The 26002-nt window shown below is 66.9% G+C and carries 18 protein-coding genes, 3 rRNA genes and 1 pseudogene; 3 read left to right on the top strand and 19 right to left on the bottom strand.

The features are described from left to right. Entirely contained in the window at window positions 1–891 is an 891-nt protein-coding gene (locus tag AB3K78_RS04390; protein WP_416446491.1) for a ParA family protein, read from the top strand. Between the two features lie 194 nt (window positions 892–1085). Here AB3K78_RS04390 and AB3K78_RS04385 read toward each other — a convergent pair whose 3' ends face one another. The 5 genes and pseudogenes from AB3K78_RS04385 to AB3K78_RS04365 form a co-directional block, all read right to left on the bottom strand. After that, window positions 1086–1643 (bottom strand): MerR family transcriptional regulator, encoded by a 558-nt coding sequence (locus AB3K78_RS04385; RefSeq protein WP_046455377.1) that lies wholly within the window; start codon window positions 1641–1643, stop codon window positions 1086–1088. Between the two features lie 159 nt (window positions 1644–1802). Further along, window positions 1803–2156 carry a hypothetical protein gene (locus AB3K78_RS04380; protein WP_416447396.1) on the bottom strand — a complete coding sequence of 118 codons (354 nt, stop codon included), beginning with the start codon at window positions 2154–2156 and terminating at the stop codon, window positions 1803–1805. Window positions 2157–2278: 122 nt separating this feature from the next. Next, window positions 2279–2500, bottom strand: a pseudogene (locus AB3K78_RS04375) (MerR family transcriptional regulator); the annotation flags it as partial. Between the two features lies 1 nt (window position 2501). Further along, a complete protein-coding gene (locus AB3K78_RS04370) occupies window positions 2502–2966 on the bottom strand; it encodes an FHA domain-containing protein (protein ID WP_416446488.1) in 465 nt (154 codons plus the stop codon). Window positions 2967–3098: 132 nt separating this feature from the next. Continuing rightward, entirely contained in the window at window positions 3099–4580 is a 1482-nt protein-coding gene (locus tag AB3K78_RS04365; RefSeq protein WP_416446486.1) for a helix-turn-helix domain-containing protein, read from the bottom strand. A gap of 196 nt (window positions 4581–4776) precedes the next feature. Between AB3K78_RS04365 and aceB the strand changes: the two genes are divergently transcribed. After that, complete coding sequence (gene aceB, locus AB3K78_RS04360; RefSeq protein ID WP_416446484.1) at window positions 4777–6429, top strand: malate synthase A; 1653 nt, start codon at window positions 4777–4779, stop codon at window positions 6427–6429. A 91-nt stretch (window positions 6430–6520) separates the two neighbouring features. On the opposite strand, the gene AB3K78_RS04355 is transcribed toward aceB, so the two are convergent. The 12 genes from AB3K78_RS04355 to AB3K78_RS04300 form a co-directional block, all read right to left on the bottom strand. Then, window positions 6521–8146 (bottom strand): hypothetical protein, encoded by a 1626-nt coding sequence (locus tag AB3K78_RS04355; RefSeq protein WP_416446482.1) that lies wholly within the window; start codon window positions 8144–8146, stop codon window positions 6521–6523. A gap of 501 nt (window positions 8147–8647) precedes the next feature. Then, a complete protein-coding gene (gene mnhG, locus AB3K78_RS04350) occupies window positions 8648–9016 on the bottom strand; it encodes a monovalent cation/H(+) antiporter subunit G (protein WP_416446480.1) in 369 nt (122 codons plus the stop codon). After that, window positions 9013–9363: a sodium:proton antiporter gene (locus AB3K78_RS04345; protein WP_416446478.1), complete on the bottom strand. Its 351-nt coding sequence runs from the start codon at window positions 9361–9363 to the stop codon at window positions 9013–9015. Before AB3K78_RS04345 ends, mnhG begins: the two co-directional genes overlap by 4 nt. Continuing rightward, window positions 9360–9908, bottom strand: a complete 549-nt coding sequence (locus tag AB3K78_RS04340; protein WP_046455384.1) for a Na+/H+ antiporter subunit E — start codon at window positions 9906–9908, stop codon at window positions 9360–9362. Before AB3K78_RS04340 ends, AB3K78_RS04345 begins: the two co-directional genes overlap by 4 nt. Then, a complete protein-coding gene (locus AB3K78_RS04335) occupies window positions 9905–11572 on the bottom strand; it encodes a Na+/H+ antiporter subunit D (RefSeq protein WP_416446476.1) in 1668 nt (555 codons plus the stop codon). The genes AB3K78_RS04340 and AB3K78_RS04335 overlap by 4 nt, the downstream gene beginning before the upstream one ends. Then, the gene (locus AB3K78_RS04330) at window positions 11569–12060 is read right to left on the bottom strand and encodes a Na(+)/H(+) antiporter subunit C (RefSeq protein WP_046455385.1); all 492 of its coding nucleotides are present in this window, start codon (window positions 12058–12060) and stop codon (window positions 11569–11571) included. Before AB3K78_RS04330 ends, AB3K78_RS04335 begins: the two co-directional genes overlap by 4 nt. After that, window positions 12057–15035 carry a Na+/H+ antiporter subunit A gene (locus AB3K78_RS04325; RefSeq protein ID WP_416446474.1) on the bottom strand — a complete coding sequence of 993 codons (2979 nt, stop codon included), beginning with the start codon at window positions 15033–15035 and terminating at the stop codon, window positions 12057–12059. Before AB3K78_RS04325 ends, AB3K78_RS04330 begins: the two co-directional genes overlap by 4 nt. Before the next feature lie 190 nt (window positions 15036–15225). Then, window positions 15226–15342, bottom strand: a 5S ribosomal RNA gene (rrf, locus tag AB3K78_RS04320). 128 nt (window positions 15343–15470) lie between these two features. Beyond that, window positions 15471–18576 (bottom strand): 23S ribosomal RNA (locus AB3K78_RS04315). A 463-nt stretch (window positions 18577–19039) separates the two neighbouring features. Continuing rightward, a 16S ribosomal RNA gene (locus AB3K78_RS04310) occupies window positions 19040–20562 on the bottom strand. Together the 16S, 23S and 5S rRNA genes form the textbook arrangement of a ribosomal RNA operon. Window positions 20563–21041: 479 nt before the next feature. Further along, entirely contained in the window at window positions 21042–21176 is a 135-nt protein-coding gene (locus AB3K78_RS04305; protein ID WP_416446472.1) for an LPXTG cell wall anchor domain-containing protein, read from the bottom strand. Next, window positions 21173–22738, bottom strand: a complete 1566-nt coding sequence (locus AB3K78_RS04300) for a ParB/Srx family N-terminal domain-containing protein (protein ID WP_416446470.1) — start codon at window positions 22736–22738, stop codon at window positions 21173–21175. The genes AB3K78_RS04305 and AB3K78_RS04300 overlap by 4 nt, the downstream gene beginning before the upstream one ends. A gap of 162 nt (window positions 22739–22900) precedes the next feature. Between AB3K78_RS04300 and tgt the strand changes: the two genes are divergently transcribed. After that, window positions 22901–24226, top strand: a complete 1326-nt coding sequence (gene tgt / locus AB3K78_RS04295; RefSeq protein ID WP_416446468.1) for a tRNA guanosine(34) transglycosylase Tgt — start codon at window positions 22901–22903, stop codon at window positions 24224–24226. 7 nt (window positions 24227–24233) lie between these two features. Here tgt and AB3K78_RS04290 read toward each other — a convergent pair whose 3' ends face one another. Together AB3K78_RS04290 and AB3K78_RS04285 are read right to left on the bottom strand one after the other, a co-directional pair. Beyond that, complete coding sequence (locus tag AB3K78_RS04290; RefSeq protein WP_416446466.1) at window positions 24234–25001, bottom strand: queuosine precursor transporter; 768 nt, start codon at window positions 24999–25001, stop codon at window positions 24234–24236. After that, the gene (locus AB3K78_RS04285; protein WP_046454558.1) at window positions 24994–25995 is read right to left on the bottom strand and encodes an NAD(P)/FAD-dependent oxidoreductase; all 1002 of its coding nucleotides are present in this window, start codon (window positions 25993–25995) and stop codon (window positions 24994–24996) included. Before AB3K78_RS04285 ends, AB3K78_RS04290 begins: the two co-directional genes overlap by 8 nt. Between the last annotated feature and the right edge of the window lie 7 nt (window positions 25996–26002).

Here is a 26002-nt window from a genome sequence, read left to right as displayed (position 1 = left end):
GTGCATGTTCTGAGTGTGAGTTCCCTCAAGGGCGGCGTCGGCAAGACGACCGTCACCCTCGGCCTGGCCTCGGCGGCGTTCTCCCGCGGGCTCCGGACCCTCGTGGTCGACCTCGACCCGCAGTCCGACGTGTCCACCGGCATGGACGTCAACCCCGAGGGCCACGGCAACATCGCCGACGTCCTCGAGAACCCGAAAGAGAAGACGGTGCGCTCCGCGATCGCGGCGAGCGGCTGGAACCAGCACCACGAGGGCGCCATCGATCTGCTCATCGGCAGCCCGTCGGCCATCAACTTCGACGGGCCCCACCCGTCGGTCCGCGACATCTGGAAGCTCGAGGAGGCGCTCGCGAGCGTCGAGGCCGACTACGACCTCGTCCTCATCGACTGCGCGCCCTCGCTGAACGCGCTCACCCGCACCGCGTGGGCCGCGAGCGACCGCGTGCTCGTCGTCACCGAGCCCGGCCTCTTCGCCGTGGCCGCAGCCGACCGCGCGCTCCGCGCCATCGAGGAGATCCGCCGCGGCATCAGCCCGCGACTGCAGCCACTCGGCATCGTGATCAACCGCACCCGCCCGCAGTCGATGGAACACCAGTTCCGCACACGCGAGCTGCGCGAGATGTTCGGCCCGCTCGTCCTGAGCCCGCAGCTCCCCGAGCGAACCTCGCTGCAGCAGGCCCAGGGTGCGGCGAAGCCCGTGCACATGTGGCCGGGCGAAGCCGCGCAGGAGATGGCCGGCTACTTCGACCAGATCCTCGACCGGGTGCTCCGTTCCGCCAAGCTCGAGGGCGCAGCGAGCGCTCCCCTGGCGCGTCAGACGCAGCAGGCCACCGCGGTCGTCGAGAACGAGGGCGACGACTCGGACGTCGTCTCGGATCCCGCGGCGAACTGACGCGTCGGGTTCGCGCCTGCGCGGTTGCCCGATTGGGCCCGCGCGGCGATCCATCCGCGTGCGTCGCTAGCGCTCCGCCCGCTCCCGCCACACCCGCCAGGCGAGCGAAAAGTATCGCTCGCACGAACCCTCGCCTAACATACGCGGGGCCGAACGACGTCGGCGAGCAGCGACGCAGGAAGCGCTGGGGTCGCTTAGGAGATCTTGCGGGCGCGGCGCCGCACTGCGAGTTCGTCGACGGCCGATTCCGCCTCTGCGCGGTGCTCGTCCATGTCGACCAGCGTGACCTCGACCTCGCGCAGGACCTTGCCGACGGCGATACCGAACACGCCCTGGCCACGGCTGACGAGATCGATCACCTCGTCGTTCGAAGTGCAGAGGTAGACGCTCGCGCCATCGCTCATGAGCGTGGTCTGCGCCAGGTCGTGCACACCCGCCTCGTGCAGCTGCTCGACCGCCGTGCGGATCTGCTGCAGCGAGATGCCCGTGTCGAGCAGACGCTTGACGAGCTTGAGCACGAGGATGTCGCGGAAGCCGTAGAGGCGCTGCGAACCGGAACCCTTGGCACCGCGCACGGTCGGCTCGACGAGCCCCGTGCGCGCCCAGTAGTCGAGCTGACGGTAGGTGATGCCGGCGGCACGAGCCGCGATGGCTCCCTTGTAGCCGCCGTCGGCGTCGGGCTTCGGAAGCCCGTCGGCGAACAGCATATTGAGTTCCGCGGAGTCGCCCGGCGCCTGGCTGAGTTGCTCCATATGCTGGTCCCCTGTCGTCTGCTCCGGCCTGTCCGGACCTTTCAAAGGTATCGAGCACTCGACCCCGGTGCAACGACCTTCGGGGGGCGAGTCGTGCGCGTCGTCGCAGGATCCGCGGAATCGTGCGGACGTCCGCGCCGCGCGGGCGAAGAAGTCGACTCAGCGGCCGGTGAGCCGGCGCTTCAGCACGCCGCTGCGCACCGTCTCGAGCTCCGCCGCGATGGCCAGCGCGTCCTCGGTGGAATGCGGACTTCCGCCGCGCACGCCCCGACTCGAGACCGCGTGCTCGATGAGCTCGGCTTCCCGCTCCGCCGCGACGCGCACGGCGCGCAGGTGACGAGGGGTGATCCCCTGCTCGGCGAGACGCAGGAGCGCGGTCAGCTCGGCCACCGCCTCGTGCGGGAACACCTCCGCGGCCGGCAGCAGACCGGCCGCGATCGCTTCCCCGAGGAATCGCGAACTCGCACCGGTGAGCTGCTGCAGTTCTTCGCGCCCGAGCAGGCGTCGCGGCATGAGGATGCTCGACGCGCTCCGGGGGCGGCACCCGGGATGACCGGGTCACGGCCCTGGTCGACCTCGTCGAGCACCTCGGCGATGACCTTCAGCGGCAGGTAGTGGTCGCGCTGCAGGGTGAGGATCAGACGGAGCCGTTCGACGTGCGCCTGCGAGAACTTGCGGTACCCCGAGCGCGTGCGTTCCGGGGTCACGAGCCCCTGTTCCTCCAGGAAGCGCAGCTTCGAGGGCGTGAGATCGCCGAATTCCCCCTGCAGGTGCGACAGCACCTGCCCGATGCTCAGCCGAGCCCCGGCACCGGCCGGATTCGATGCGGCGGGGACCGCTGCGGCCGACGCCGCCATGCTAGGCGAGGTCCGCGAGATCGAAGCGCGAGGCGAAGAAGGTGAACTTGAACTTGCCCACCTGCACCTCGGAGCCGTCTTCGAGAGCGACTTCGCCGTCGATGCGCTGGCCGTCCCAGAACGTGCCGTTGAGCGATCCGAGATCCCGCACGAAGAAGCGGGTGCCCTCGCGCCGGAACTCGGCGTGCTTGCGGGACACGGTGACGTCGTCGAGGAAGATGTCGACCTCGGGGTGGCGACCGGCGACGGTCACCTTCTGGTCGAGGAGGAACCGGGCACCCAGGTCGGGGCCGCGACGCACCACCAGCAGCGCCGCGCCCGAGGGGAGCGCCTGAACGGCCTCCTGCTCGTCGACCGTGAGGTCGGTGGCGCGCGAACGGATCATCGCGTTGAGATCCTCGCGGAACTGCTGCGTGGAGCGGGCCTCGGTGTCAGCCGGGCGATGCTGGAGATTCTCGGCGTTCATGTCGTCTCTCACCTCCGGTACCGCGACGTGCGGCGTGAACTTCTGGGGTCGTTCTTCTACGCTATCGCAGCGCCAGGCCCGGCGCATCCCGCGGCGGGGTGCCGCACGCAGATGCTCAGCGGACCCATAGCCTCAGCGCACTTCGTTGGCTTCGAGGAACTCGTAGACCTCGTGCGCGTCCACCCCGGGGAAGGTACCCGTCGGCAGGGCGGCCAGCAGGCTCGTCGGCGTCGCGGCTTCGGGCCAGGCCGCGCTCTCCCACTTGCGCGTCAGGCCGTCGCTCGCGCGACGGCAGCACCGCTCGTCGGGGCAGTCGGACGTGCTCCGGTGCGAGGTCTCCCGCCCGCGGAACCACTTCACCGCGTCGAAGGGCACGCCGACGCTGACCGAGTACTCCCCCTCTTTCGCCTTCTCGACGCGCGAGGTGCACCAGTAGGTGCCGCCTGCCGCCATGTCGGTGTACTGATACCAGGGGTTGAAGCGGTCCGGCTGCGCGAACACGGTGCGCGCGGTCCAGTTGCGGCAGACGGTCGCCCCCTCGAGATTGCCCAGCGCGTCCGAGGGAAAGCGCACCCCGTCGTTCTCGTAGGCCTTGATGAGGGTGCCGGACTCGTGCGCCTTCATGAAGTGCACCTCGAGGTCCAGCCGCTCGGTCGCGAGGTTCGTGAAGCGGTGCGCCGCCATCTCGTACGAGACCGCGAACGCGTCGCGCAGATCCTCCATGGAGATCTGCCGCTCCCGCTTCGCCGCGCTCAGCAGTTCCACCGTCGCGTCCTCCGGCAGGAGCACCGCGCCCGCGAGATAGTTGGCCTCGACGCGCTGCCGCAGGAAGTCGCCGTAGTTGCGCGGCTCCTCATGCCGGCACACGAGGCTGGCGAGCGCGCGCAGGATCGGCGCCCGGGCATCGCGCGAGGGCAGGTTCGCACCGAGATAGATCCGCCCGTTGCGACGGTCGATCACCGAACGGGTGGAGTGCGGCAGGTCGGTCACGTAGTGCAGGCTGAAGCCGAGCTTCTCGGCGACCTGGGCGATGGTGCGCTGCGACACGGGGCCGCCGCTGTAGCCGACCGCGCCGAGCAATCGCTGCGCCTCGGCCTCGAGCTCGGCGAAGTAGTTGCCGCGGACCCGCATCTCGGCGCGCAGCTCCGTGTTGGCCCGGCGCGCCTCCTCGGGCGTCGCGGCTCGTTCGCGGTGCAGGCGCTCGACCTCCTGGTGCAGTCCGAGGATCGCTTTCAGCGTGTCGTCGGAAGTCGCCTTCGAGACGCGGATCGCCGGAATGCCGAGCGAGCGGAACACCGAGCCCCGCTGCGCCCGCTCGACCGCGATCTCGAGCGCCGCGCGCTCGCTGGGAGCCTCGTCGTCGAGCAGTTCGTCGACGGTGCAATCGAGCGCTGCGGCGAGCGCGCGCAGGATCGGCAACCGCGGCTCCCGCTTGCCGTTCTCGATCGCCGAGAGCTGGGAGGGTGCACGATCGATCGCGGTTGCGAGCTGTTCGAGCGTGAGGCCGAGCTGTGCGCGTCGCTCGCGGATGCGTCGGCCGAGGGTGAGCGCGTCGGCGGTGTCGTCCTCGACGGGTTCGGCGGCGGAGGTGCGCGGGGCTGCGGTGAGGGTCATACGCCAATGGTGCCAGATCCGGAAAGTTCCGCCAAGCAGAAATTCACGGGAACTTCACCCCGGGAATCGCCCATCGGCACCTTCCTCCCCCGTTCAAGATGGAATCACCGCCGAACATCCGGGATCCTCCGATCCCGTGCATCGCCCGGCACCGGTTCTCCAGTTCGATCATCGGCTCCCTCGGAAGGAACAGATCATGACCACCACGCAGGCGGCTCCGCAGCAGCAGACCGCCACCCCCGCGACCATCGGCCCGCGCATCGAGGTCTTCGGCCCCGCCATCCCCCGATCCGCCGAGATCCTCACTCCCGAGGCGCTCGAGTTCCTCACCGAACTGCACCGCCGCTTCGCCGGGATCCGCCACGAACGTCTCGCCGACCGGCAGCGCCGCCGGTACGAGATCGGCAACGGCCGCGACCCGAAGTTCCGCGCCGACACCCAGCACATCCGCGACGACGCGGAGTGGCGGGTCGCCGGTCCCGGCCCGGGCCTCGAGGATCGCCGCGTGGAGATCACCGGCCCGACCGATCCGAAGATGACGGTCAACGCGCTCAACTCGGGCGCGAAGGTGTGGCTCGCCGACCAGGAGGACGCGACGAGCCCGACCTGGCACAACGTGATCGGCGGCCAGCTGTCGCTGTTCGATGCGATCCGCGACCAGCTGGAGTACACGAGCCCGGAGGGCAAGGAGTACCGCGTCACCGCCGAGCAGACCCCCACGATCGTGATGCGCCCCCGCGGCTGGCACCTCGTCGAGAAGCACATCCGCTACGTCGACGCGCACGGCCAGTCCGGTGCGGCCTCGGGCAGCCTGGTCGACTTCGGCCTCTACGCGTTCCACAACGCGCGCGAGCTCGTCGCCCGCGGACGCGGGCCCTACTTCTACATCGCGAAGCTCGAGTCGAGCGAAGAGGCGAAGCTCTGGGACGACATCTTCACCTACACGGAGCAGGTCCTCGGCCTCGAGCACGGCACGATCCGCGCCACGGTGCTGATCGAGACCCTGCCCGCCGCGTTCGAGATGGAGGAGATCCTCTACGTGATGCGGGACCACATCGCCGGCCTGAACGCCGGTCGCTGGGACTACATCTTCTCGATCATCAAGAACTACCGTGGCCGCGGCGCCCGCTTCGTGCTCCCCGACCGCAGCGAGGTCACCATGACGGTGCCGTTCATGCGGGCCTACACCGAGCTGCTGGTCAAGACCGCGCACAAGCGCGGAGCGCACGCCATCGGCGGCATGAGTGCGTTCATCCCGAACCGTCGCGACCCCGAGATCACCCGTCGTGCCGAGGAGAAGGTCCGCGCCGACAAGAACCGGGAGGCCAACGACGGCTTCGACGGCACCTGGGTGGCGCACCCCGACCTGATCCCGGTCGCTCGCGCCGAGTTCGACGCCGTGCTGGGCGACCGCCCCAACCAGGTCGATCGCCAGCGCGACGACGTCGAGGTCACCGCGGCCCAGCTGCTCGATGTGCACATCGGCCGCGACGTCACCGAGGCCGGCGTGCGGGAGAACATCTCGATCGGCATCCGCTACATCGAGGCGTGGCTGCGCGGCATCGGTGCCGCGGCGATCGACAACCTGATGGAGGACGCCGCGACCGCCGAGATCAGCCGCTCGCAGATCTGGCAGTGGATCCACCAGGATCAGTCGACCGCCGAGGGCACCCGCATCACCCGCGAGTGGGTGCAGGAGCTCGTGCGCGAGACCGTCGCCGGCTTCGACCGTTTCCCGGGCGACCGCTACGACGACGCGACGGAGCTGTTCGAGGACGTGTCGCTCGGCGACAACTTCCCGACGTTCCTCACGGTGCCCGCCTACAGCCGGTACCTGGTCGACCTCTAGGCCGACGCACGACGAAGGGCCCGGTCCTCCTCGAGGAGGACCGGGCCCTTCGCGCTACCGCCGCCGGATCGGATCAGGCGACGCTCCCGGCTCAGGAACGAGCGTTCAGGCGACGGGTCGCGACGACGGTCGCGCCACCGGCGATGAGCAGCAGCGCCAGCGCGCCGGCGGCCGGAACGAAGCCGGACGCCGCGCCCGTGACCGCGAGCTCAGCGGGTGCCTGGGTCTTCACCTGCGCGGCTGCCGCCTTCGACACGACCGCACCGTTCGGGCCGGTGCCCGACGCCGTCGCAGTGTTGGTGATCGCCTTGCCCGTGAGGTCCGCAGCCACGACGGTGTAGTCGGCGGTGCAGGTCACCTTCGACTGGGGCGCGAGAGACTCGGCCGCTGCCGGGCAGACGATGTCTCCGAGCTCGCCCTTGCCCGAGAAGTCGCCCTCGGCCACCGCGACGTCGGTGACGGTCACGTTCCCGGTGTTCGTCACGAGGAACGAGTAGACGATCTTCTGGCCGGCGCGGGTCGCGACGTCCGTGTCGGCGGACTTCACCAGGGTGAGCTCCGGCTTCGGGGCGACGGTCGGCAGCTGGGCCGAGGCGTCGGCGTCGACGCGGGTGCCGGCGGGGCTGACGCCGGACGCCTTGGCCTCGTTCTTCAGCGCGGTGCCGTCGAGATCATCGAGCCCGGCGGTGTAGACGGCCGTGCAGACGATCTGCTCGTCAACGGCGAGGTCGGTGACGCCGCCGCAGTCGATGGCGCCCATCGTGCCCGTGCCGCCGATCGGACCGGGATCGGTCACCGCCACATCGTGCAGGTCGACGTCGCCGTCGTTGCGCACGGTGAAGGTGTAGGTGGCCTCGCGCTGGTCGGCGGTCAGCGTCTCGGGAGCGACGGTCTTGGTCAGCGACAGCGAGGGGACGAGCGCGCGGACCGCGGCGCTCGGCGTGCCGCCGAGACCGTCCATGCTGGTGATCACGTTCGTGAAGTCGCCGCCCTTGTCGAGGACGACATCGACCGAGATCGTGCAGCTCTCGGCACCGCTCGCCAGCGAGCCGTTCTCGACCGAGAGCGCGGAGGAACCGGCGGCCGCGGTGACGTCGCCGGCGGCGCAGGTCGAGGCGATGTTCGGCGTCGATGCCACCTTCATGCCCGCGGGCATCGCATCGGAGAAGCCCCAGCCGGTCTTCTCGGAGAGCTCGCTCGTGTTCACCACGGTCAGCTGCATCGTGACCGGCTGCCCGACCTCGACCGCGTCCTTCGAGAAGGACTTGTGCAGCGTGGGGGTCGCGTCCATCAGCACGAGGTTGTCGTAGGCGAAGTCGTTGCCGCGGCCCGAGGTCTGGAGGTTGCGCACGACGTACTCGCCGGCACCCGTCTCGGGCGCCTTGAAACCGGCGCTCCGGAAGGAGCCGTACTTGATCTCGTGCCCGTTCACGGTGGTCGTCTGGCCGGTGCTGCAGGCCACGGCGGGCGCGCCGTCGATCATGACCTCGCCGCTCGGCAGCACGAGCCCGAAGGAGATCGTCGAGTCGGCCGCCGCGAAGCAGTTCACCTCGGCGATGTCGATGCCCGCCACATAGAAGCGACCCTTGGTGAGCTGGATCCCGCTGTGGTCGGAACGAGCGAGCAGGGTCTGCCCCGCGGGCCCGTTCGAATCGGTGAAGGCCGCGAAGATGTGGTTCTTCGTGTCGCCGCCGCCGAGGACCCCTGCGAGATCCATGAGGCGGGCACGCGACTCGGGCGTCGCGCACGGGGCGCCCGATCCGCTCCAGTCGCCGCCGCCCTGGAGCAGCAGGCCGTTGCACGCGGCCGCGCTGAGCCAGAACGGATCAGCGGTGTAGGAAGCCCCTGGCTCCCGGTGTACGCCGGCAGGCCGATGATCTCCGAGCCGGTACCGTTCTCGAAGCCCTCCTGGAAGAGGACGGTCGGATCTGCGGGCGCCGGGGCGGGAGCTGCGACCGCGGCCGAGGGCGCGATCACCCCCATTCCCAGCAGTACGGCGGTGCCGCCCACCAGTGCGGCGAGCCGCCGCGCGGGCCTGGATTTCGTTGAAGCCACGGTTTTCCCTTTCTGAACCGGTCGAATCAGCGGTGCCGCGAAGACACAGCTTCCTCTCAGTGTAACAGTCGGGAGGGTCCGTCTCGGCGGACTCCCGGGAAATGACCCCCGGGCGGGGGTCCTGGCGATACGGGCGCAGACGGATGCCGGCCCGCGGCGCCGCTCAGGAGTGGTCGGACTGCTCGACCGCGGGGGCGAGTTCGTCGACCGACAGGTGCTCGGTATCGATGTGCCCCGCGCGATACGCTGCTCGGCCGATCATGTGCGCGGCGACCGGAGCCGTCAGGGTCTGCATGATGAAGGTCGGCACCAGCGCGAACAGCGTCAGGAGCGAGCGATCCGAGAGCGCGACCGCGGCGATGATGAGCAGGAGGCCGAGGATCTGCGGCTTGGTCGCCGCGTGCAGTCGCGAGAGCGGATCGGAGAAGCGCAGCAGACCGACGCCCGCGGCGACGGCCAGCACTGCCGCACCCAGCACGCAGACCGCAGCGGCGATATCGCAGGCCGTCTCGACCCATTCGGGCAGGTTCATCGGGCCTCCTCCGTCGCGTGCGCAGCGTCCTCGGGTCCGGGTTCGCCCGGCTGGGTGATCGGGCCGACGGGCTCGGGGCCGTCGGTGCGGTGAACGTGCCGCGCGACCGTGATCGTGCCGAACACTGCGGTCGCCGCGATCGCCGTCATGAGCGTGATCGAATCGGTGTGCTGCCGGATCACCATGTCGCCGCCGAGCCCGAGCACGACGGTGGTCAGGAAGACGTCCGAGGCGATCATGCGGTCGAGCACGGTCGGCCCGATGATCGCGCGGATGAGCGCGGCGATGAGCGTGATCGTCAGCGCGGTGCCGCCGCCGATCACCAGGATCCACTGGAGGGTCGTCATGGGAGCTTGGCCACCTCCTCGCGGCTGCCGATGGTCCGGATCAGGAGTTCTTCGACGTGGTGCGCGTCCCAGCGGACGCGCTCGATGGCCTCGTGCGTCGGCGCGTTCAGCACGTGCAGATAGAGGGTCGATCCGAAGCGATCCACTTCTGCCACGAGGGATCCCGGGATCAGCGACAGCGTGAGGCTCGTCATCGTCAGGATGAAATCGGATCGGGTGCGCAGCCGCACCTCGATGACCGCGGGCACGGGCCTGGGCCCGGGCCCGAGGGCCTGCCAGGCGACCTGCAGCGACGCGAGCGCGAGGTGGGTGAAGAAGTACCAGAGGTACCGGATCGCCCACCACACGTTGAACCGCCCGGCGAGCTCCACCGGGGGCAGGTAGTAGAGGCGGGTCGCGAGCAGCGCGATGAGGATCCCGCTGCCGAACGACATCCAGCTGATCTCGCCCCAGAGCATCATCCAGAGCAGCACGAGCCCGAGCAGCAGCGGGAGCTCGTAGAGGCGGAAGCGCCGTTCGACGCGGCGACCGGGTGCGGGGCTCATGAGGGATCCTCCGATCCGCGGGCCGGTGCCGGCTCGGGTGCCTGAGCCGGCTCCGACGAAGCGGCGCCGTGGTCGCCCTTCGAGTCGTCGCCGGTGATCTCCCGATCGACCCGGTGCTCGTCGTACCAGGAGGTCTGCTTCTCGGCGTCCTCGAGGACCACGCCGGCGCGCTCGGAATACGCGACGAGCGGTCCGGCGAACACGGTGAGGAGCACGCTGATCACGACCATTCCGGCGGTCGACCCGACCATCAGCTTCGGCATACCGCGCGACTCTCGCTGGGGTGCGGCATCGGGAGCGTCCTGCAGGCGGGCGAGCACGCCGGTGGGCGTGGCCCCCTCGCCTCTGGGACGCCAGAACGCCAGGCTCCAGGCGCGTGCGAGCGCGTACAGCGTGAGCAGGGAGACGAGCGCGCCGATGCCGATCAGCCACCACGCACCGGCGGTACCGAGCTCCGCCGCCGCGGTGAACAGGCCGAGCTTGCCGATGAACCCGGAGAACGGCGGGATGCCGCCGAGGTTGAGCATCGGGATGAAGAACAGCACCGCGACGAGCGGCGCCGTCCTGATCATGCCGCCGAGGCGCGCGAGCGAGGTGGTGCCGCCGTGCCGTTCGATGAGGCCCACGACGAGGAACAGCGTCGTCTGCACGATGATGTGGTGGACGATGTAGTACGTGGTCGCAGCGTAGCCCAGCGGAGTGTTCAGCGCGATGCCGAACAGCAGGTATCCGATGTGACTCACCAGCGTGAACGAGAGCAGGCGCTTGATGTCGAGCTGCGCGATGGCGCCGAGGATGCCGACGACGAGCGTGAGGCCGGCCAGCCAGAGCAGCAGGTCGTTGACGCTCGAGTGCGGGAAGATGAGGGTCTGCGTGCGCGCGATCGCGTAGATGCCCACCTTCGTGAGCAGGCCGGCGAACACCGCCGTGACCGGGGCCGGGGCGGTCGGGTAAGAATCGGGCAGCCAGAACGAGAGCGGGAAGATCGCGGCCTTGATGCCGAAGGCGACCAGCAGCGCGACGTTCAGGAACAGCTGCATGCCCGCGCTCAGATCGCCGATGCGTTCGGAAAGCTGCGCCATGTTGACGGTGCCGGTGGCCCCGTAGACCAGCGCGATGGAGACCAGGAAGAGCACCGACGAGACGAGCGACACCACGATGTAGGTGACGCCCGCGCGGATGCGCGGACCGGTTCCGCCGAGGGTGAGCAGCACGTAGCTCGCCACGAGCAGGATCTCGAAGCCGACGTAGAGGTTGAAGAGGTCGCCCGCGATGAACGCTTCCGAGACGCCGGCGGCGAGCACCAGGTAGGTCGGGAAGAAGATCGAGACCGGGGTCTCCTCGTCTCCGTCCGCGAGGCCCTGACCGATCGAGAAGGTGAGGACCGCGAACAGCACGATCGCGCTGACGAGCAGGAGCAGCGCTGCGAAGCGGTCGACCACGAGCGCGATGCCGAAGGGTGCGGCCCAGCCGCCGACCTCCATGACGAGCGTGCCGTGGACGTCGCTCGCCCAGACGAGGGTGGCGGCGATGAGCACCATCAGGCCGAGGGTGCCGAGCGTGATGCCGCGCTGCGCACGGGCCTTGTGCGGCACGGCGAGCGCGAACGCGGCGCCCGCGAGCGGCACGAGGACGATGAGCGGGATGAGGGCTGACGGGTTCATCGGCGGCCCCCGTCCTGCTGCGGCCCGTCGTGCGGCACGGGTGCCGAGGCGGAGCCGTCGCCGTCGTCGTCGTCGAAGTCGGAGCTCTCGGTGAGCTCGGCGTCGGTGAACTCCTCGAGCGGGAGGCCGGCGGTCTGCGCGAGCTCCAGGTCGTGCGCGTCGTCGGAGACCACGTCGACCTCTTCGCGGTCGAGGCGCCAGGAGCGGTAGATCAGGGCGAGCAGGAACGCGCTCACTCCGAAGGTGATCACGATGGAGGTGAGGATGAACGCCTGCGGCAGCGGGTCGCTCATCTCATCCGGGGCGCTCTCCCCCGCGATCGGCGCGTGCCCGAAGGTGCCCGACATCAGGAAGATCATCAGGTTGGCGCCGTTGCCGACGAGCAGGAACCCGAGCAGGATCCGGGTGAGGCCCCGATCGAGCATGAGGGTGAAGCCGCAGGCGAACAGAACCACCATGGCGATGACGAGGATCAGCGGGACGGTCACAGCGATCCTCCCCGCTCGACGCGGCCCGCGTGGGGTCCGGTCTGCTCCTCGTCGTGGTCGTCGGTGTTCCCGATCTCCTCGATCTCCTCGCCTTCCTCGTAGACGTCGACCTGCGATCCCAAGCTGCGCAGCACGTCGAGCACCAGACCGAAGACCACCATGTAGACGCCGATGTCGAACAGCGTCGAGGTGACGAAGGAGAGGTGCCCGAACGGGCCGAGGTCGAGGTCGAACCAGCTCGAGCTGAGCGCGGCCTCGCCGAAGAGCAGCGGCACGGCGGCGGTCGCGACCGAGATCGCGAGACCGGTGCCGAGGATCCTGCCCGCGTCGAAGGGCACCGTCGCCCCCAGCTCGTGGCGCCCGCCCGCCAGGTACCGGGCGACCAGCGCGATGCCGGCCACGAGGCCGCCGGCGAACCCGCCGCCGGGCGCGTTGTGGCCCGCGAGCAGCAGGTAGATCGACAGGATGATGAGGGCGTGGAACACCAGGCGGACCACGACCTCCAGGATGATGGAGCGGTTCGCGGGGTCGAGGCGCCGGCCGGCCAGGATCCAGGTGCCGCGCTCGGTGCGGTCCTGCGGATCGGCGACGCGCTGCAGGTGCTCGCGCACCCGGCTCCGCGCGTCGCGACGGCTGAGGCGCGGCAGGGAGCCGCTGCGGTTGCGCAGGAACACGAGCGAGGCGACGCCGGTCGCCGCCGAGAGCACGACGGAGAGCTCGCCGAGCGTGTCCCAGCCGCGGATGTCGACGAGCATCACGTTGACCACGTTGATGCCGTGCCCGCCCTCGACCGCGAGCCTGGGCAGCTCGAGCGAGATCGGATCGGCGACGCGGGCCCCGAGCGCGAACAGCACCGCGGCTCCGAACAGGGTGCCGAGCGCCGTGCCGAGCACGACCCGGCCGATGCGGATCTTACGCGTGCTCCGGCGCTGCATGCGCTGCGGCAGACGTCGGATCACGAGCACGAAGGCGATGAGCGTGACGGTTTCGACGAGGACCTGCGTGAGCGCCAGGTCGGGGGCGCCGTGGAACGCATACAGGGCGGCCATGCCGTAACCCGTGAAGCCCACGAGGATGAGCGCCTGGAAGCGCTTCGTCGCGCGCAGAGTCGCGATGGCCGCGGCGATCATGAGCACGGCGAGCACGGGCTGCACCGCGTTGGTCGCGAGCGTGGTGTCGACCGGCTTCTGCCCGCTCGTGAGCAGGGTCCCCGTCATCGCGACGACGGTGACGCAGAGGATCACGGCCAAGTAGTACGGCAGGGAACCGCGCTGGGTGAACCCGGTGACGCGGAGCGCGAGCTCGTCGACGGCACGGGTGATCGAGAAGTAGGCGTGGGACGCGGTGAAGCGTTCGGGCCAGACCGGCAGGCGGTCGACGAGCCTGCGCGTGACGAAGAAGAGCAGTACACCGAGCGCGATGATGAACACCGAGATGAGCAGCGCGAGCGTCAGCCCGTGCCAGAGCGCGAGGTGCGCGGGGTCGAGGGACTCGACCCCCTCCGGGCCGGCCTGCTTCGCGAGCTCCTGGATGAATGGATCGAGCGCGGTCGCGCCGATACCGGCCGCGATGGCCGTGACGACGAACACGATCGGCGCGAACAGGATGCTGGGGTGCTGTCGATGCACGATGGAGCAGCCGATGACGCCGGGCTTGCGCGAGAACGCTCCCCACAGGAACCGCAGCACGTAGCCGGTCGTGCAGATGCTGCCGAGGATCATGACGATGAGCGCGAACCAGCCGAGCGCGGGGCTCGAGGTGTCGCCCTCGGGCAGCATGACGAGGAGTTCGGTCAGTGCGGCTTCCTTGCCGACGAAGCCGAGCATGGGCGGAAGGCCCACCATCGAGGCGCCCGCGAGCGCGGCGGTGACGGCCAGCACGGGTGCTTGGCGTCCGAGCCCGCTGATCTTGCGGAGGTCTCGCGTACCGACGCGGTGGTCGATGATGCCGACCGCGAGGAACAGCGGGGCCTTGCCCAGAGCGTGCGCGAACAGGAGCACGGTCGCGGCGGCGTCGGTGCGCGGATCCGCGAGCCCGTAGAGCATGGTGAGCATGCCCAGCTGGCTGACCGTGCCGAACGCGAGCACCAGCTTGAGGTCGTACTGCCGGAGCGCGCGCAGCGCGCCGTGCAGCATGGTCGCCCCGCCGAGCACGACGAGTGTGGTGCGGTAGCCGGGCATGTCGCCGAAGGATGGGCCGAAGCGCGCCAGGATCAGGATCCCGGCCTTCACCATCGCCGCAGCATGCAGGTAGGCGCTGACGGGCGTGGGCGCGGCCATCGCGCCCGGCAACCAGAACTGGAACGGAATGATTGCGGACTTGCTGAGCGCGCCGAGCAGAACGAGGTAGACGGCCGCGACCGCGGCTCCGCCCGTCGGCGGGTGCTGGAGGATGCCGTGGAGGCTGGTGGTGCCGGAGAGCGCGACGAGCGCGACGAGGCCGGCGAGCATCGCGAGGCCGCCCAGAGTGGTGACGATGAGCGCCTGCAGCGCCGCGGAGCGGCTGGTCCAGCGTTTGGACGCGTGTCCGATGAGCAGGAAGGACAGCACCGTGGTCGCTTCCCAGAAGATGAACATGAGGTACACGTTGTCGGCGACGACCAGGCCGAGCATCGCGCCCGCGAATGCGACGAAGGTGGCGCCGAATCTCGCGAGTCCATCTTCGGAGTCGCTGAAGTACCAGCGGCAGTAGATCAGGATGAGGCCGCCGGCACCGGTGACGAGCAGCGCGAAGAGCTCGGCGAGCAGGTCGACGCGGAACGACCAGTCGAGGCCGAAGAGCGGCACCCAGCTGACGTACTCGGTGAGCGCGGCCCCGTCGAGGATGCTGGGCAGCTGCGCGGCGTACAGCGCGCAGGCCGCGAGCGGTGCGAGCGCGAGCACGTAGAAGAATCGGGGGCCGAATCGGCGAAGGCCGGGATGAGCGATCAGCGCGGCGAGTGCCACGAGTCCGAGACTCACGCTCGTTACCGGCATAGGCATCCTCCCCCTGTTTCGGCTCAGCCCAGTCTATCGGGCGCGGAGGGGGCCGGACGCTGTCGGCGAACATCCGGGCGGTTCACGCCGGAGGCCGCGGCGGCACTTCCGGGTACAACAAAAACGGGGCCAGTCCGACCCGGGAAGCATCACGCTCCCCCAGATCAGTCTGGCCCCGTTCGAAAAAGGGGTCCGGCGGTGTCCTACTCTCCCACACCCTCCCGAGTGCAGTACCATCGGCGCAGTCAGCCTTAGCTTCCGGGTTCGGAATGTAACCGGGCGTTTCCCTGACGCTATAACCGCCGTAACTCTATTGACATACCAAAACCAACACCAACCCACACACCAACAGGCATGCGCTTGGCGGGTTCTTGGCCGTACGTCAAGAACCACAAAGTGGACGCGAACATTACATCACAGGAAATTCTGAAAGTGTAAATCAAGTCATCGGCTTATTAGTACCAGTCAGCTCCACACCTTACGGCGCTTCCACATCTGGCCTATCAACCCAGTCGTCTACTGGGAGCCTCACACACACAAGGTGTACGGAAATCTCATCTCGAGGCCGGCTTCCCGCTTAGATGCTTTCAGCGGTTATCCATCCCGAACGTAGCCAACCAGCCATGCCCTTGGCAGAACAACTGGCACACCAGAGGTTCGTCCAACCCGGTCCTCTCGTACTAGGGTCAGATCCTCTCAAATTTCCAACGCGCGCAGCGGATAGGGACCGAACTGTCTCACGACGTTCTAAACCCAGCTCGCGTACCGCTTTAATGGGCGAACAGCCCAACCCTTGGGACCAACTCCAGCCCCAGGATGCGACGAGCCGACATCGAGGTGCCAAACCATGCCGTCGATATGGACTCTTGGGCAAGATCAGCCTGTTATCCCCGAGGTACCTTTTATCCGTTGAGCGACAGCGCTTCCACAAGCCACTGCCGGATCACTAGTCCCGACTTTCGTCCCTGCTCGACCTGTCAGTCTCACAGTCAAGCTCCCTTGTGCACTTACACTCGCCACCTGATTGCCAACCAGGTTGAGGGAACCTTTGGGCGCCTCCGTTACTTTTTGGGAGGCAACCGCCCCAGTTAAACTACCCACCAGGCACTGTCCCAAGACCCGATCAGGGTCCGTAGTTAGATATCCAGAATGACCAGAGTGGTATTTCAACAATGACTCCACGAACACTGGCGTGCCCGCTTCACAGTCTCCCACCTATCCTACACAAGTCACACCGAATACCAATACCAAGCTGTAGTAAAGGTCACGGGGTCTTTCCGTCCTGCTGCGCGTAACGAGCATCTTTACTCGTAATGCAATTTCGCCGAGTTCATGGTGGAGACAGCTGGGAAGTCGTTACGCCATTCGTGCAGGTCGGAACTTACCCGACAAGGAATTTCGCTACCTTAGGATGGTTATAGTTACCACCGCCGTTTACTGGGGCTTAAATTCAAAGCTTCGACCGAAGTCTAACCTCTCCTCTTAACCTTCCAGCACCGGGCAGGCGTCAGTCCGTATACGTCCACTTGCGTGTTAGCACGGACCTGTGTTTTTAGTAAACAGTCGCTTCCCACTGGTCTCTGCGGCCACCACACCCTTTCCCAAGCAAGTTGGTATAAGCGGATGGCCCCCCTTCTCCCGAAGTTACGGGGGCATTTTGCCGAGTTCCTTCACCACGATTCTCTCGATCTCCTTAGTATTCTCTACCTGACCACCTGAGTCGGTTTGGGGTACGGGCGGCTAAAACCTCGCGTCGATGCTTTTCTCGGCAGCATAGGATCACTGACTTCCCCATACGGGTCCCCATCACATCTCACCCAAAGCCTCTAAATATTACTCAGAGACGGGCTACATGCTTAGCCCGGGACAACCATCGCCCGGGACCAGCTACCTTCCTGCGTCACACCTGTTAATACGCTCACCTCACCAGATCGGGTTCGCAACCTCCACACCCACAGAACCCGAAGGCTCAAAGGATGCTTCACCTGCTTAGCACTCCTGGATCAGCGTTTGACGGTTCTTCGCCGGTACGGGAATATCAACCCGTTGTCCATCGACTACGCCTGTCGGCCTCGCCTTAGGTCCCGACTTACCCAGGGCAGATTAGCTTGACCCTGGAACCCTTGGTCTTCCGGAGGACGGGTTTCTCACCCGTCTTTCGCTACTCATGCCTGCATTCTCACTCGTGTGGCATCCACGACTGGATCACTCCGCCGCTTCACTCGCCACACGACGCTCTCCTACCCATCCATACGGCTGAACCACGAAGGCTTGCCTCAGTACGAATGCCACAACTTCGGTGGCGTGCTTGAGCCCCGTTACATTGTCGGCGCGGAATCACTTGACCAGTGAGCTATTACGCACTCTTTCAAGGGTGGCTGCTTCTAAGCCAACCTCCTGGTTGTCACAGCAACTCCACATCCTTTTCCACTTAGCACGCGCTTTGGGACCTTAGTTGGTGATCTGGGTTGTTTCCCTCTCGACTATGAAGCTTATCCCCCACAGTCTCACTGCTGCGCTCTCACTTACCGGCATTCGGAGTTTAGCTGACGTCAGTAACCTTGTAGGGCCCATCGGCCATCCAGTAGCTCTACCTCCGGCAAGAAACACGCAACGCTGCACCTAAATGCATTTCGGAGAGAACCAGCTATCACGAAGTTTGATTGGCCTTTCACCCCTATCCACAGCTCATCCCCTCAGTTTTCAACCTAAGTGGGTTCGGTCCTCCACGACGTCTTACCGTCGCTTCAACCTGGCCATGGATAGATCACTTCGCTTCGGGTCTAGGACATGCGACTGAACCGCCCTATTCAGACTCGCTTTCGCTACGGCTACCCCACACGGGTTAACCTCGCCACATATCGCTAACTCGCAGGCTCATTCTTCAAAAGGCACGCTGTCACACCTACAAGGGTGCTCCAACGGATTGTAAGCAAACGGTTTCAGGTACTATTTCACTCCCCTCCCGGGGTACTTTTCACCTTTCCCTCACGGTACTAGTCCGCTATCGGTCATCTGGGAGTATTTAGGCTTATCAGGTGGTCCTGACAGATTCACACGGGATTTCTCGGGCCCCGTGCTACTTGGGATACACACCACGCGGTAAAACCATTTCAGATACGGGGCTCTCACCCTCTCCGGCCGCCCCTTCCAAGGCGTTCTCCTATAGCTTCACTCTCACGCTCGAGACTCAGCAGCGTCTCACGGCATGTCCCACAACCCCCAACGTGCAACCCCTGCCAGGTATCACACACGCTAGGTTTAGCCTCTTCCGGTTTCGCTCGCCACTACTCCCGGAATCACATGTTGTTTTCTCTTCCTGTGGGTACTGAGATGTTTCACTTCCCCACGTTCCCTCTACCCGCCCTATATATTCAGGCGGGAGTCACCAGGCACGCACGCGCCCTGGCGGGGTTTCCCCATTCGGAAATCCTCGGATCACAGCTCGTTTATCAACTCCCCGAGGCTTATCGCAGATTACGACGTCCTTCTTCGGCTCCAGATGCCAAGGCATCCACCGTTTGCTCTTCGAAACTTGAAATCACATAAGTATCAGAAACGCTCACACCAACCCAACGGGCCAGCATGAGCAAATTTTTGACCAGTGAGCAGACACCACCCGAAGGCGATGTCCAGCTCAAGAACCAGTACAAGTACTGGTTCGAAGATGCTCGCGTCCACTGTGTAGTTCTCAACGTACGGTCGATCCCACCCCCGCAAGCAACACGTCTTACGGACGAGGGTCAGAGACCCAGTCACCCACACCCCAAAAGGGCGTAGCCGGCTGGTCCTCCAGGACCCAATAGTATGCACCTGGAAGTCTTGGCCTTCCCCGCTCACCCGTTCCAACAACCCCTCCACAAGGAAGGCGTTGCGTACTGAGACATGCGACGAAAATCAAGACTTGTCTTGTCGAATGTTCCACCCATGAGCAGCCAGCACCACACGTTCGGTGATGATCTGGCCATTCTGCGGAACCCCGCAGGGTTCCGAGTGCTCCTTAGAAAGGAGGTGATCCAGCCGCACCTTCCGGTACGGCTACCTTGTTACGACTTAGTCCTAATCACCAGTCCCACCTTCGACGGCTCCCTCCAAAAAGGTTAGGCCACCGGCTTCGGGTGTTACCGACTTTCATGACTTGACGGGCGGTGTGTACAAGGCCCGGGAACGTATTCACCGCAGCGTTGCTGATCTGCGATTACTAGCGACTCCGACTTCATGGGGTCGAGTTGCAGACCCCAATCCGAACTGAGACCGACTTTTTGGGATTCGCTCCACCTCGCGGTATCGCAGCCCTTTGTATCGGCCATTGTAGCATGCGTGAAGCCCAAGACATAAGGGGCATGATGATTTGACGTCATCCCCACCTTCCTCCGTGTTGACCACGGCAGTATCCCATGAGTTCCCACCATAACGTGCTGGCAACATAGGACGAGGGTTGCGCTCGTTGCCGGACTTAACCGAACATCTCACGACACGAGCTGACGACAACCATGCACCACCTGTAACCGAGTGTCCAAAGAGTTCTGTATCTCTACAGCGTTCTCGGCTATGTCAAGCCTTGGTAAGGTTCTTCGCGTTGCATCGAATTAATCCGCATGCTCCGCCGCTTGTGCGGGCCCCCGTCAATTCCTTTGAGTTTTAGCCTTGCGGCCGTACTCCCCAGGCGGGGAACTTAATGCGTTAGCTACGACACAGAAACCGTGGAACAGTCCCTACATCTAGTTCCCAACGTTTACGGCATGGACTACCAGGGTATCTAATCCTGTTCGCTCCCCATGCTTTCGCTCCTCAGCGTCAGTTACGGCCCAGAGATCTGCCTTCGCCATCGGTGTTCCTCCTGATATCTGCGCATTCCACCGCTACACCAGGAATTCCAATCTCCCCTACCGCACTCTAGCTTGCCCGTACCCACTGCAGGCCCGAGGTTGAGCCTCGGGTTTTCACAGCAGACGCGACAAGCCGCCTACGAGCTCTTTACGCCCAATAATTCCGGACAACGCTTGCACCCTACGTATTACCGCGGCTGCTGGCACGTAGTTAGCCGGTGCTTTTTCTGCAGGTACCGTCACTTTCGCTTCTTCCCTACTAAAAGAGGTTTACAACCCGAAGGCCGTCATCCCTCACGCGGCGTTGCTGCATCAGGCTTGCGCCCATTGTGCAATATTCCCCACTGCTGCCTCCCGTAGGAGTCTGGGCCGTGTCTCAGTCCCAGTGTGGCCGGTCACCCTCTCAGGCCGGCTACCCGTCGTCGCCTTGGTGAGCCATTACCTCACCAACAAGCTGATAGGCCGCGAGTCCATCCCGAACCGATAAATCTTTCCACCCACACACCATGCGGTGATGGGACATATCCAGTATTAGACGCCGTTTCCAGCGCTTATCCCAGAGTTCGGGGCAGGTTACTCACGTGTTACTCACCCGTTCGCCACTCTTCCACCCAGCAAGCTGGGCTTCATCGTTCGACTTGCATGTGTTAAGCACGCCGCCAGCGTTCGTCCTGAGCCAGGATCAAACTCTCCGTAAAGAAACAAAGCAGAACCACCAGCGGAATAAGCCGGGACTCTGCGAGTTTGACCTGACAAAAACAAACATCATTACTGACGTTCAATTTGTCCAAAAGGAATCGCCATTCACCCACACCCAAAAGGATGCAGATGGACGGGATAATAAATTGGCATTTGACAATCAAGTGCACACTATTGAGTTCTCAAGGACCAGACGCCCCCCGTACTCGCCAAAGCTTTCCGAAAGACAACCTGTCTTGCTTCGCGCGGTTTCCCGCGCTCGCTGCGCATGAAAAGAACCGGACCGCTTCTGCGTCCGGCTCCGTCGCGCTGACAAGGGATTACATTACGCGGATGCCGGGGGCCCCGCAACATGGAGCAGGATCCCGGGCGTGTCACATCGCCGCTCCAGACCCGGGCCTCCCGCGCCCGGAACGCCGAGGGCCCCGGAATCTCGCGGATTCCAGGGCCCTCGGCGGGTGCCTCGGGCGGCTGCGGGTCACGCCTCCCGACGGGTTCGCACCGAGATCAGCAGCACCAGACCGCCGACGATCGCGATCCCGAGCGCCCCCGCGACCGCCAACCCGGTGCCGTCCGCGGCACCCGTGACGGGAAGCGAACCACCGGGCTTCACCGCCCCGGTGCTCGAGCCGTTCGCCGCCTGCGCATCGGCGCCGTTGTTCGAACCGTTCGCCGAGCCGGACGACTGAGACGACGCGGAGGCGTTCGATCCATCGGCCGAGCCGCCCGCGTTCGAGCCGCCCACGTTCGCGGAGCCCGAGGAGGTCCCCTCCGCGGTCCCGCTCGCGTCGGCGCCCGCGGAGGATCCGGAATCGGCGTCGGCGCTCGCCCCGGTGTCCGGCTTCGCCGGCACCGAGACCGCCTCCGACGCGGGCGAGAGCGGGGAGTCCCCCACGAGGTTGTGCGCGATGACGGTGGCGGTGTACTCCCCGCGGGCACATCGGTGAAGCGGTGGCTGGTCGCGGGTGCCGCCACCTCGGCCACGATCGACGCGGAGGCTGCGGGCGCGGCGACCGAGTCCGCGACGGCGGGCTGCACCGGATCCAGCCGGACGGTGTACCCGGTCACCGGGCGATCGCCGGAGGCCGGAACGCTCCAGCTCACGCTCGCCTCGCCCGCCGCAGCGGTCACGGTCGGCGCGGCGGGCGTCACCGGCAGGTTCGCCGCGCGGTACTCGAGCGCGTAGGCGATCTTGCCCGGCTTGGCATCGGAGTAGGGCTTCGCCAGCTTGCTCCACTCGCCCTTGCCCTCGGCCTTGCCGTCGTTCCACTGCCCCAGCTTGCCCAGCTGCGCCGCGGTGAAGCCGCTGTCGACCACCGCGCCGTCGGCGAGTCCGGTCTGAGCCGTGGTCAGCGCGCGCACCGTCGCCAGGTAGCTGGTGAGGTCGCCCCGATCCCACCCGGAGAGGTCCACGGGCTTCGCGTCGCGCACCCAGGAGCCCCAGTAGAACTCCTGGAACGGCAGCGAACCGGAGGTGTACCCGATGTCCCGCCCGAAGTAGAGCACGCTGCGGTAGTTGTCGTTCCGGAAGTTCGCGAGCCCGACGTTCTTCGGAAGCTGTTCGGGAGTCACCGCATCGCCCTCGGGACCGCGCAGCCACGTCCACTTGTTCTCGATCATCTTCGCCCAGAACTGCTGCTCGTTCAGCGAGCTCAGGTTGCCCAGCACCCGGAGGCGCACGTGCAGGTCGAGCCCGCCGTCCGGCGTCTCGGAGAAGGATGTGAGGGTGTGGTGACCGTCGGTGAGGTAGAGCGTGCCGCCCGGGCCCACCACCACGGTCTTCATCGGGGCGATCGTGTCGGCGGTCTCGGCGCCCAGCGCGACCGTGCAGGTGAAGCTCGTCGGATCGTCGAGTCGCGCACCCGGCTTCGCGCTGGCGACATCGCCCTGGCCGTTCGCCTCGCACCAGTCGCCGAACTTCTTGTTGATGGCATCCTTGCCCATCGTGTAGCGGCCGAGCTTGTAGAAGACCTCGTCGTAGCCGAGCGCCGGCTGCGTCGGCCGCACGTCGCCGATGCGCACGTCGACCAGGTCGCCGGCCTGCGCCCCCGTGTAGTCGGCGGCCTGCGCCGGCTGCGCGGGAGCGGTCAGCGTCGCGACCGTCCCCAGTCCGAGCGTTCCGAGCAGCAGCGCGGCCATCAGCGTCCGCGATCGTTGCGGGAGAGTACGGGGCACGGTCTTCCTTCCGGGTCTTCGCGCAGCACAGCGCGCTGCGGCTCCTCCGATCATGGCGAGCGGGCGTGACCCCGCGGTGACGCGGAGGTGAACGGGCGGGGTCGATCCGGCTCACGGGAGACGCCGAGGCCCCGCGCGACGGGCTGGTGCTTAGATGGTCAGGTGAACGAACGCCCTGCGCAGACGCCCCCGCCCTCCCCCGCCGACTTCGGCTTCACCGTCGATCATCGGCTCGAGACCGGCGGAGCCTCGGGGTCCGACGGCCGGCCGCTCGGCCGCGCCGGCACCATCAGCACCCCGCACGGCGAGATCCAGACCCCGGCGTTCATCCCGGTCGGCACCAAGGCCACCGTCAAGGCGCTCCTGCCGGCGACCGTGAGCGAGCTCGGCGGGCAGGCCGTGCTCGCCAACGCCTACCACCTGTTCCTCCAGCCGGGCAGCGACCTCGTCGACGAGGCCGGCGGGCTCGGCAGGTTCATGAACTGGGACGGACCGACCTTCACCGACTCCGGCGGGTTCCAGGTGATGTCGCTCGGCGTCGGCTTCCGCAAGGTCATCTCGATGGCCGAGGCCGATCACGCCAGCGCCGAGGTCATCGCCGAGACCAAGGACCGGCTCGCGCACGTCGACGAGGACGGCGTCACCTTCAAATCGTTCATCAACGGCGACACCCACCGGTTCACCCCCGAGGTGAGCATGCGGATCCAGCACCAGCTCGGCGCCGACATCATCTTCGCCTTCGACGAGTGCACGACCCTGCTGAACACGCGGCCCTACCAGGAGGACTCGGTCGCCCGCACCGAGCGCTGGGCGGTGCGCTGCCTCGACGAGCACGCGCGGCAGACCGCCGATCGCACCCACCGGCCTTATCAGGCGCTCTTCGGCGTGGTGCAGGGCGCGCAGTACGAGGATCTGCGCCGCCAGGCCGCCGGCGGACTGGCCCGCCTGACCGGCGCGGAGGCGACCGGGCAGCGCTTCGACGGCTACGGCATCGGCGGGGCGCTCGAGAAGTCCCAGCTCGGCACCATCGTCAGCTGGGTCTCTGACGAGCTGCCGGAGGACAAGCCCCGCCACCTGCTCGGCATCTCGGAACCCGACGATCTCTTCGCCGGGGTCGCGGCCGGCGCAGACACCTTCGACTGCGTCGCCCCCTCCCGGCAGGCGCGCGGAGGCACCATGTACTCGAGCTCGGGCCGGATCAACGCGAAGGCCGCGGCGCAGCGCCGCCGCTTCGAGCCGCTGGATCCCGAGTGCGACTGCTACACGTGCGAGAACTACACGGCCGCGTACCTCCACCACCTCTTCAAGGCGAAGGAGATGCTGGCCTCGACGCTCGCCACGATCCACAACGAGCGCTACATCGTGCGCATGGTGGAGCAGATCCGGCAGAGCATCATCGACGGCGACTTCGCCGAGCTGCGGGACGAGACTCTCGGCCGCCTATACGGGCCGGAGTTCGCCCGCACCGCCGCCGCGGCCTGGAGCTGAGCGGCGGCTACTCCGCCGGACGTGCCGCCGGACGTGCCGCCGCGCGATCCTCCGCGCGGCGCACCCAGCGGATGACCCGGGTGGTGACGGGCAGCAGCACGACCTCGGCGAGGCACTTGACCAGGTAGCCGAGCACCACGTACATCACGAAGTCGAGCCCGGTGATGATGCCGGCGAAGGCGATCGTGCAGAAGAGCAGGGTGTCGGCGAACTCGCCGACGAGGGTCGAGACGATGAGGCGCGAGCGCAGGAAGCGCCCCTTCGACCGCCGGTGCATGAGGTCCATGACCCAGGCGTTGAGCAGCTGCCCGGCGAGGAAGCCGGTGAGGCTCGCGAGCACGATGCGCGGGACGAAGCCGAGGACCGCCTCGAACGCCGCCTGGTTCTCCCAACCGGAGGCGGGCGGCGACACCTGCGTCGCGAGGATCGTCAGCGAGGCGAGCGCCGCGAGGGCGAACGCCGTGAAGATGGTGCGGCGCGTGGCCTTGAGCCCGTAGACCTCGGCGAGCACGTCGCCGAGCACATAGGCGAGCGGGAACAGGAACACGCCGCCGTCGAAGACCAGCGGCAGGGCGAAGTCGCCGATCGGGATCGCACCGAAGGCGATGGGTTTCACCGCGACCACGTTCGAGATGAGCAGGATGCCCGCGAAGATCGCCGAGATGGTCGCGTAGCGCGCGCCCACCGCGGCACCGCGCGCGCCCGGCGTCAGGTACCGCGAGGGATCCTCGGATCCCGGTGCCCGCTGCTCCACCCGCTGCTCCGTCTCAGTCATCGATCTTCCCTACGCCCAGTGCGCCTCGAATGAGGTCCATGTTCAGTTTCGCAGCCACCTGCGCGCCGTTCCCGGCGGCGATGATGAGCTGCTGGGGCCCCGGCGGCACGATGTCCCCCGCGGCGTACACCCCGCGGATCGAGGTCTCGCCGCGCTCGTCGACCCGGATCAGGCCCCAGTCGTCGCGCTCGATCGGCTGCTCGCCGAGGAACTCGACGGGCGCGTGCCACCGGGGGCGGACGAACCCGCCCACCCGCGGGATCACGGTCCCGTCGGTGAGCCGGACCCCCGTCATCTCGGCCTTCTCACCCACGATGTCGTCGATCGCGCGACGCTCGACCCGGATCCCGACGGCGGAGAGCTGCGCCTCCTGATCGGGACGCACGGTATCGGCGCCGTTGGTGAACACGATCAGATCGGAGCTGAAGCGGCTGATGAGCAGGGCCCGCGCGAAGACGTCGCTCGTCTCGCCGATGAGGGCGAGCGGCTTGTCGGTCTTCTCGAAGCCGTCGCACTCGACGCAGCTGTGCAGCGCCGTGCCGTAGTAGGCCCGGATCAGCGGCAGCGCCGGCAGCTCCTCGGTGAGGCCGGCCGCGATCAGCACCCGTCGCGAGAGGAACTCGACGTCGGACGCGCCCCGCACCCCGGTACCGCGCACGCGGAACCCGATCCCGTCGGGGAACCCGGTCGCGCGGGCCTCCTCCGGGGTGAGCGGCTGCACCTCGCGGGTCATGACCTGCGCGAAGCGCGCCGTCGGATACCGCTCGAACTCCTCGCGGCCGAGGCGCCGCAGCTCGAGCGGCGGCGCGCCGTCCCGCGTGAGGAAGCCGTGCGACTCGAGGGTCGCCGAGTGCCGCGGGCGATTGCTGTCGAGGATCGCGATCCTGCGGTTCGCGCGCACGAGCTGCAGGCCCGCCGACAGACCGGCCGGACCGCCGCCGATGATGGCGACGCCGATCGGCGCCTCGCCCTCGGTACGATCCGACGCGGTCATGACTGGG

It is taken from the genome of Leucobacter sp. HNU, assembly GCF_047946755.1.
In the GTDB taxonomy this organism is placed as follows: Bacteria; Actinomycetota; Actinomycetes; order Actinomycetales; family Microbacteriaceae; genus Leucobacter.
The sequence above is the reverse complement of the archived record's forward strand: the minus strand, read 5'-3'. Positions and strand labels throughout refer to the sequence as shown.

Excerpts from the sequence above, each read along its gene's own strand:
- AB3K78_RS04385 (WP_046455377.1), bottom strand. The coding sequence starts at position 1,643 with ATGGAGCAACTCAGCCAGGCGCCGGGCGACTCCGCGGAACTCAATATG.
- AB3K78_RS04380 (WP_416447396.1), bottom strand. The coding sequence starts at position 2,156 with ATGCCGCGACGCCTGCTCGGGCGCGAAGAACTGCAGCAGCTCACCGGT.
- AB3K78_RS04370 (WP_416446488.1), bottom strand. The coding sequence starts at position 2,966 with ATGAACGCCGAGAATCTCCAGCATCGCCCGGCTGACACCGAGGCCCGC.
- AB3K78_RS04365 (WP_416446486.1), bottom strand. The coding sequence starts at position 4,580 with ATGACCCTCACCGCAGCCCCGCGCACCTCCGCCGCCGAACCCGTCGAG.
- aceB (WP_416446484.1), top strand. The coding sequence starts at position 4,777 with ATGACCACCACGCAGGCGGCTCCGCAGCAGCAGACCGCCACCCCCGCG.
- AB3K78_RS04355 (WP_416446482.1), bottom strand. The coding sequence starts at position 8,146 with ATGGATCTCGCAGGGGTCCTCGGCGGCGGCGACACGAAGAACCACATC.
- mnhG (WP_416446480.1), bottom strand. The coding sequence starts at position 9,016 with ATGAACCTGCCCGAATGGGTCGAGACGGCCTGCGATATCGCCGCTGCG.
- AB3K78_RS04345 (WP_416446478.1), bottom strand. The coding sequence starts at position 9,363 with ATGACGACCCTCCAGTGGATCCTGGTGATCGGCGGCGGCACCGCGCTG.
- AB3K78_RS04340 (WP_046455384.1), bottom strand. The coding sequence starts at position 9,908 with ATGAGCCCCGCACCCGGTCGCCGCGTCGAACGGCGCTTCCGCCTCTAC.
- AB3K78_RS04335 (WP_416446476.1), bottom strand. The coding sequence starts at position 11,572 with ATGAACCCGTCAGCCCTCATCCCGCTCATCGTCCTCGTGCCGCTCGCG.
- AB3K78_RS04325 (WP_416446474.1), bottom strand. The coding sequence starts at position 15,035 with ATGCCGGTAACGAGCGTGAGTCTCGGACTCGTGGCACTCGCCGCGCTG.
- AB3K78_RS04290 (WP_416446466.1), bottom strand. The coding sequence starts at position 25,001 with ATGACTGAGACGGAGCAGCGGGTGGAGCAGCGGGCACCGGGATCCGAG.
- AB3K78_RS04285 (WP_046454558.1), bottom strand. The coding sequence starts at position 25,995 with ATGACCGCGTCGGATCGTACCGAGGGCGAGGCGCCGATCGGCGTCGCC.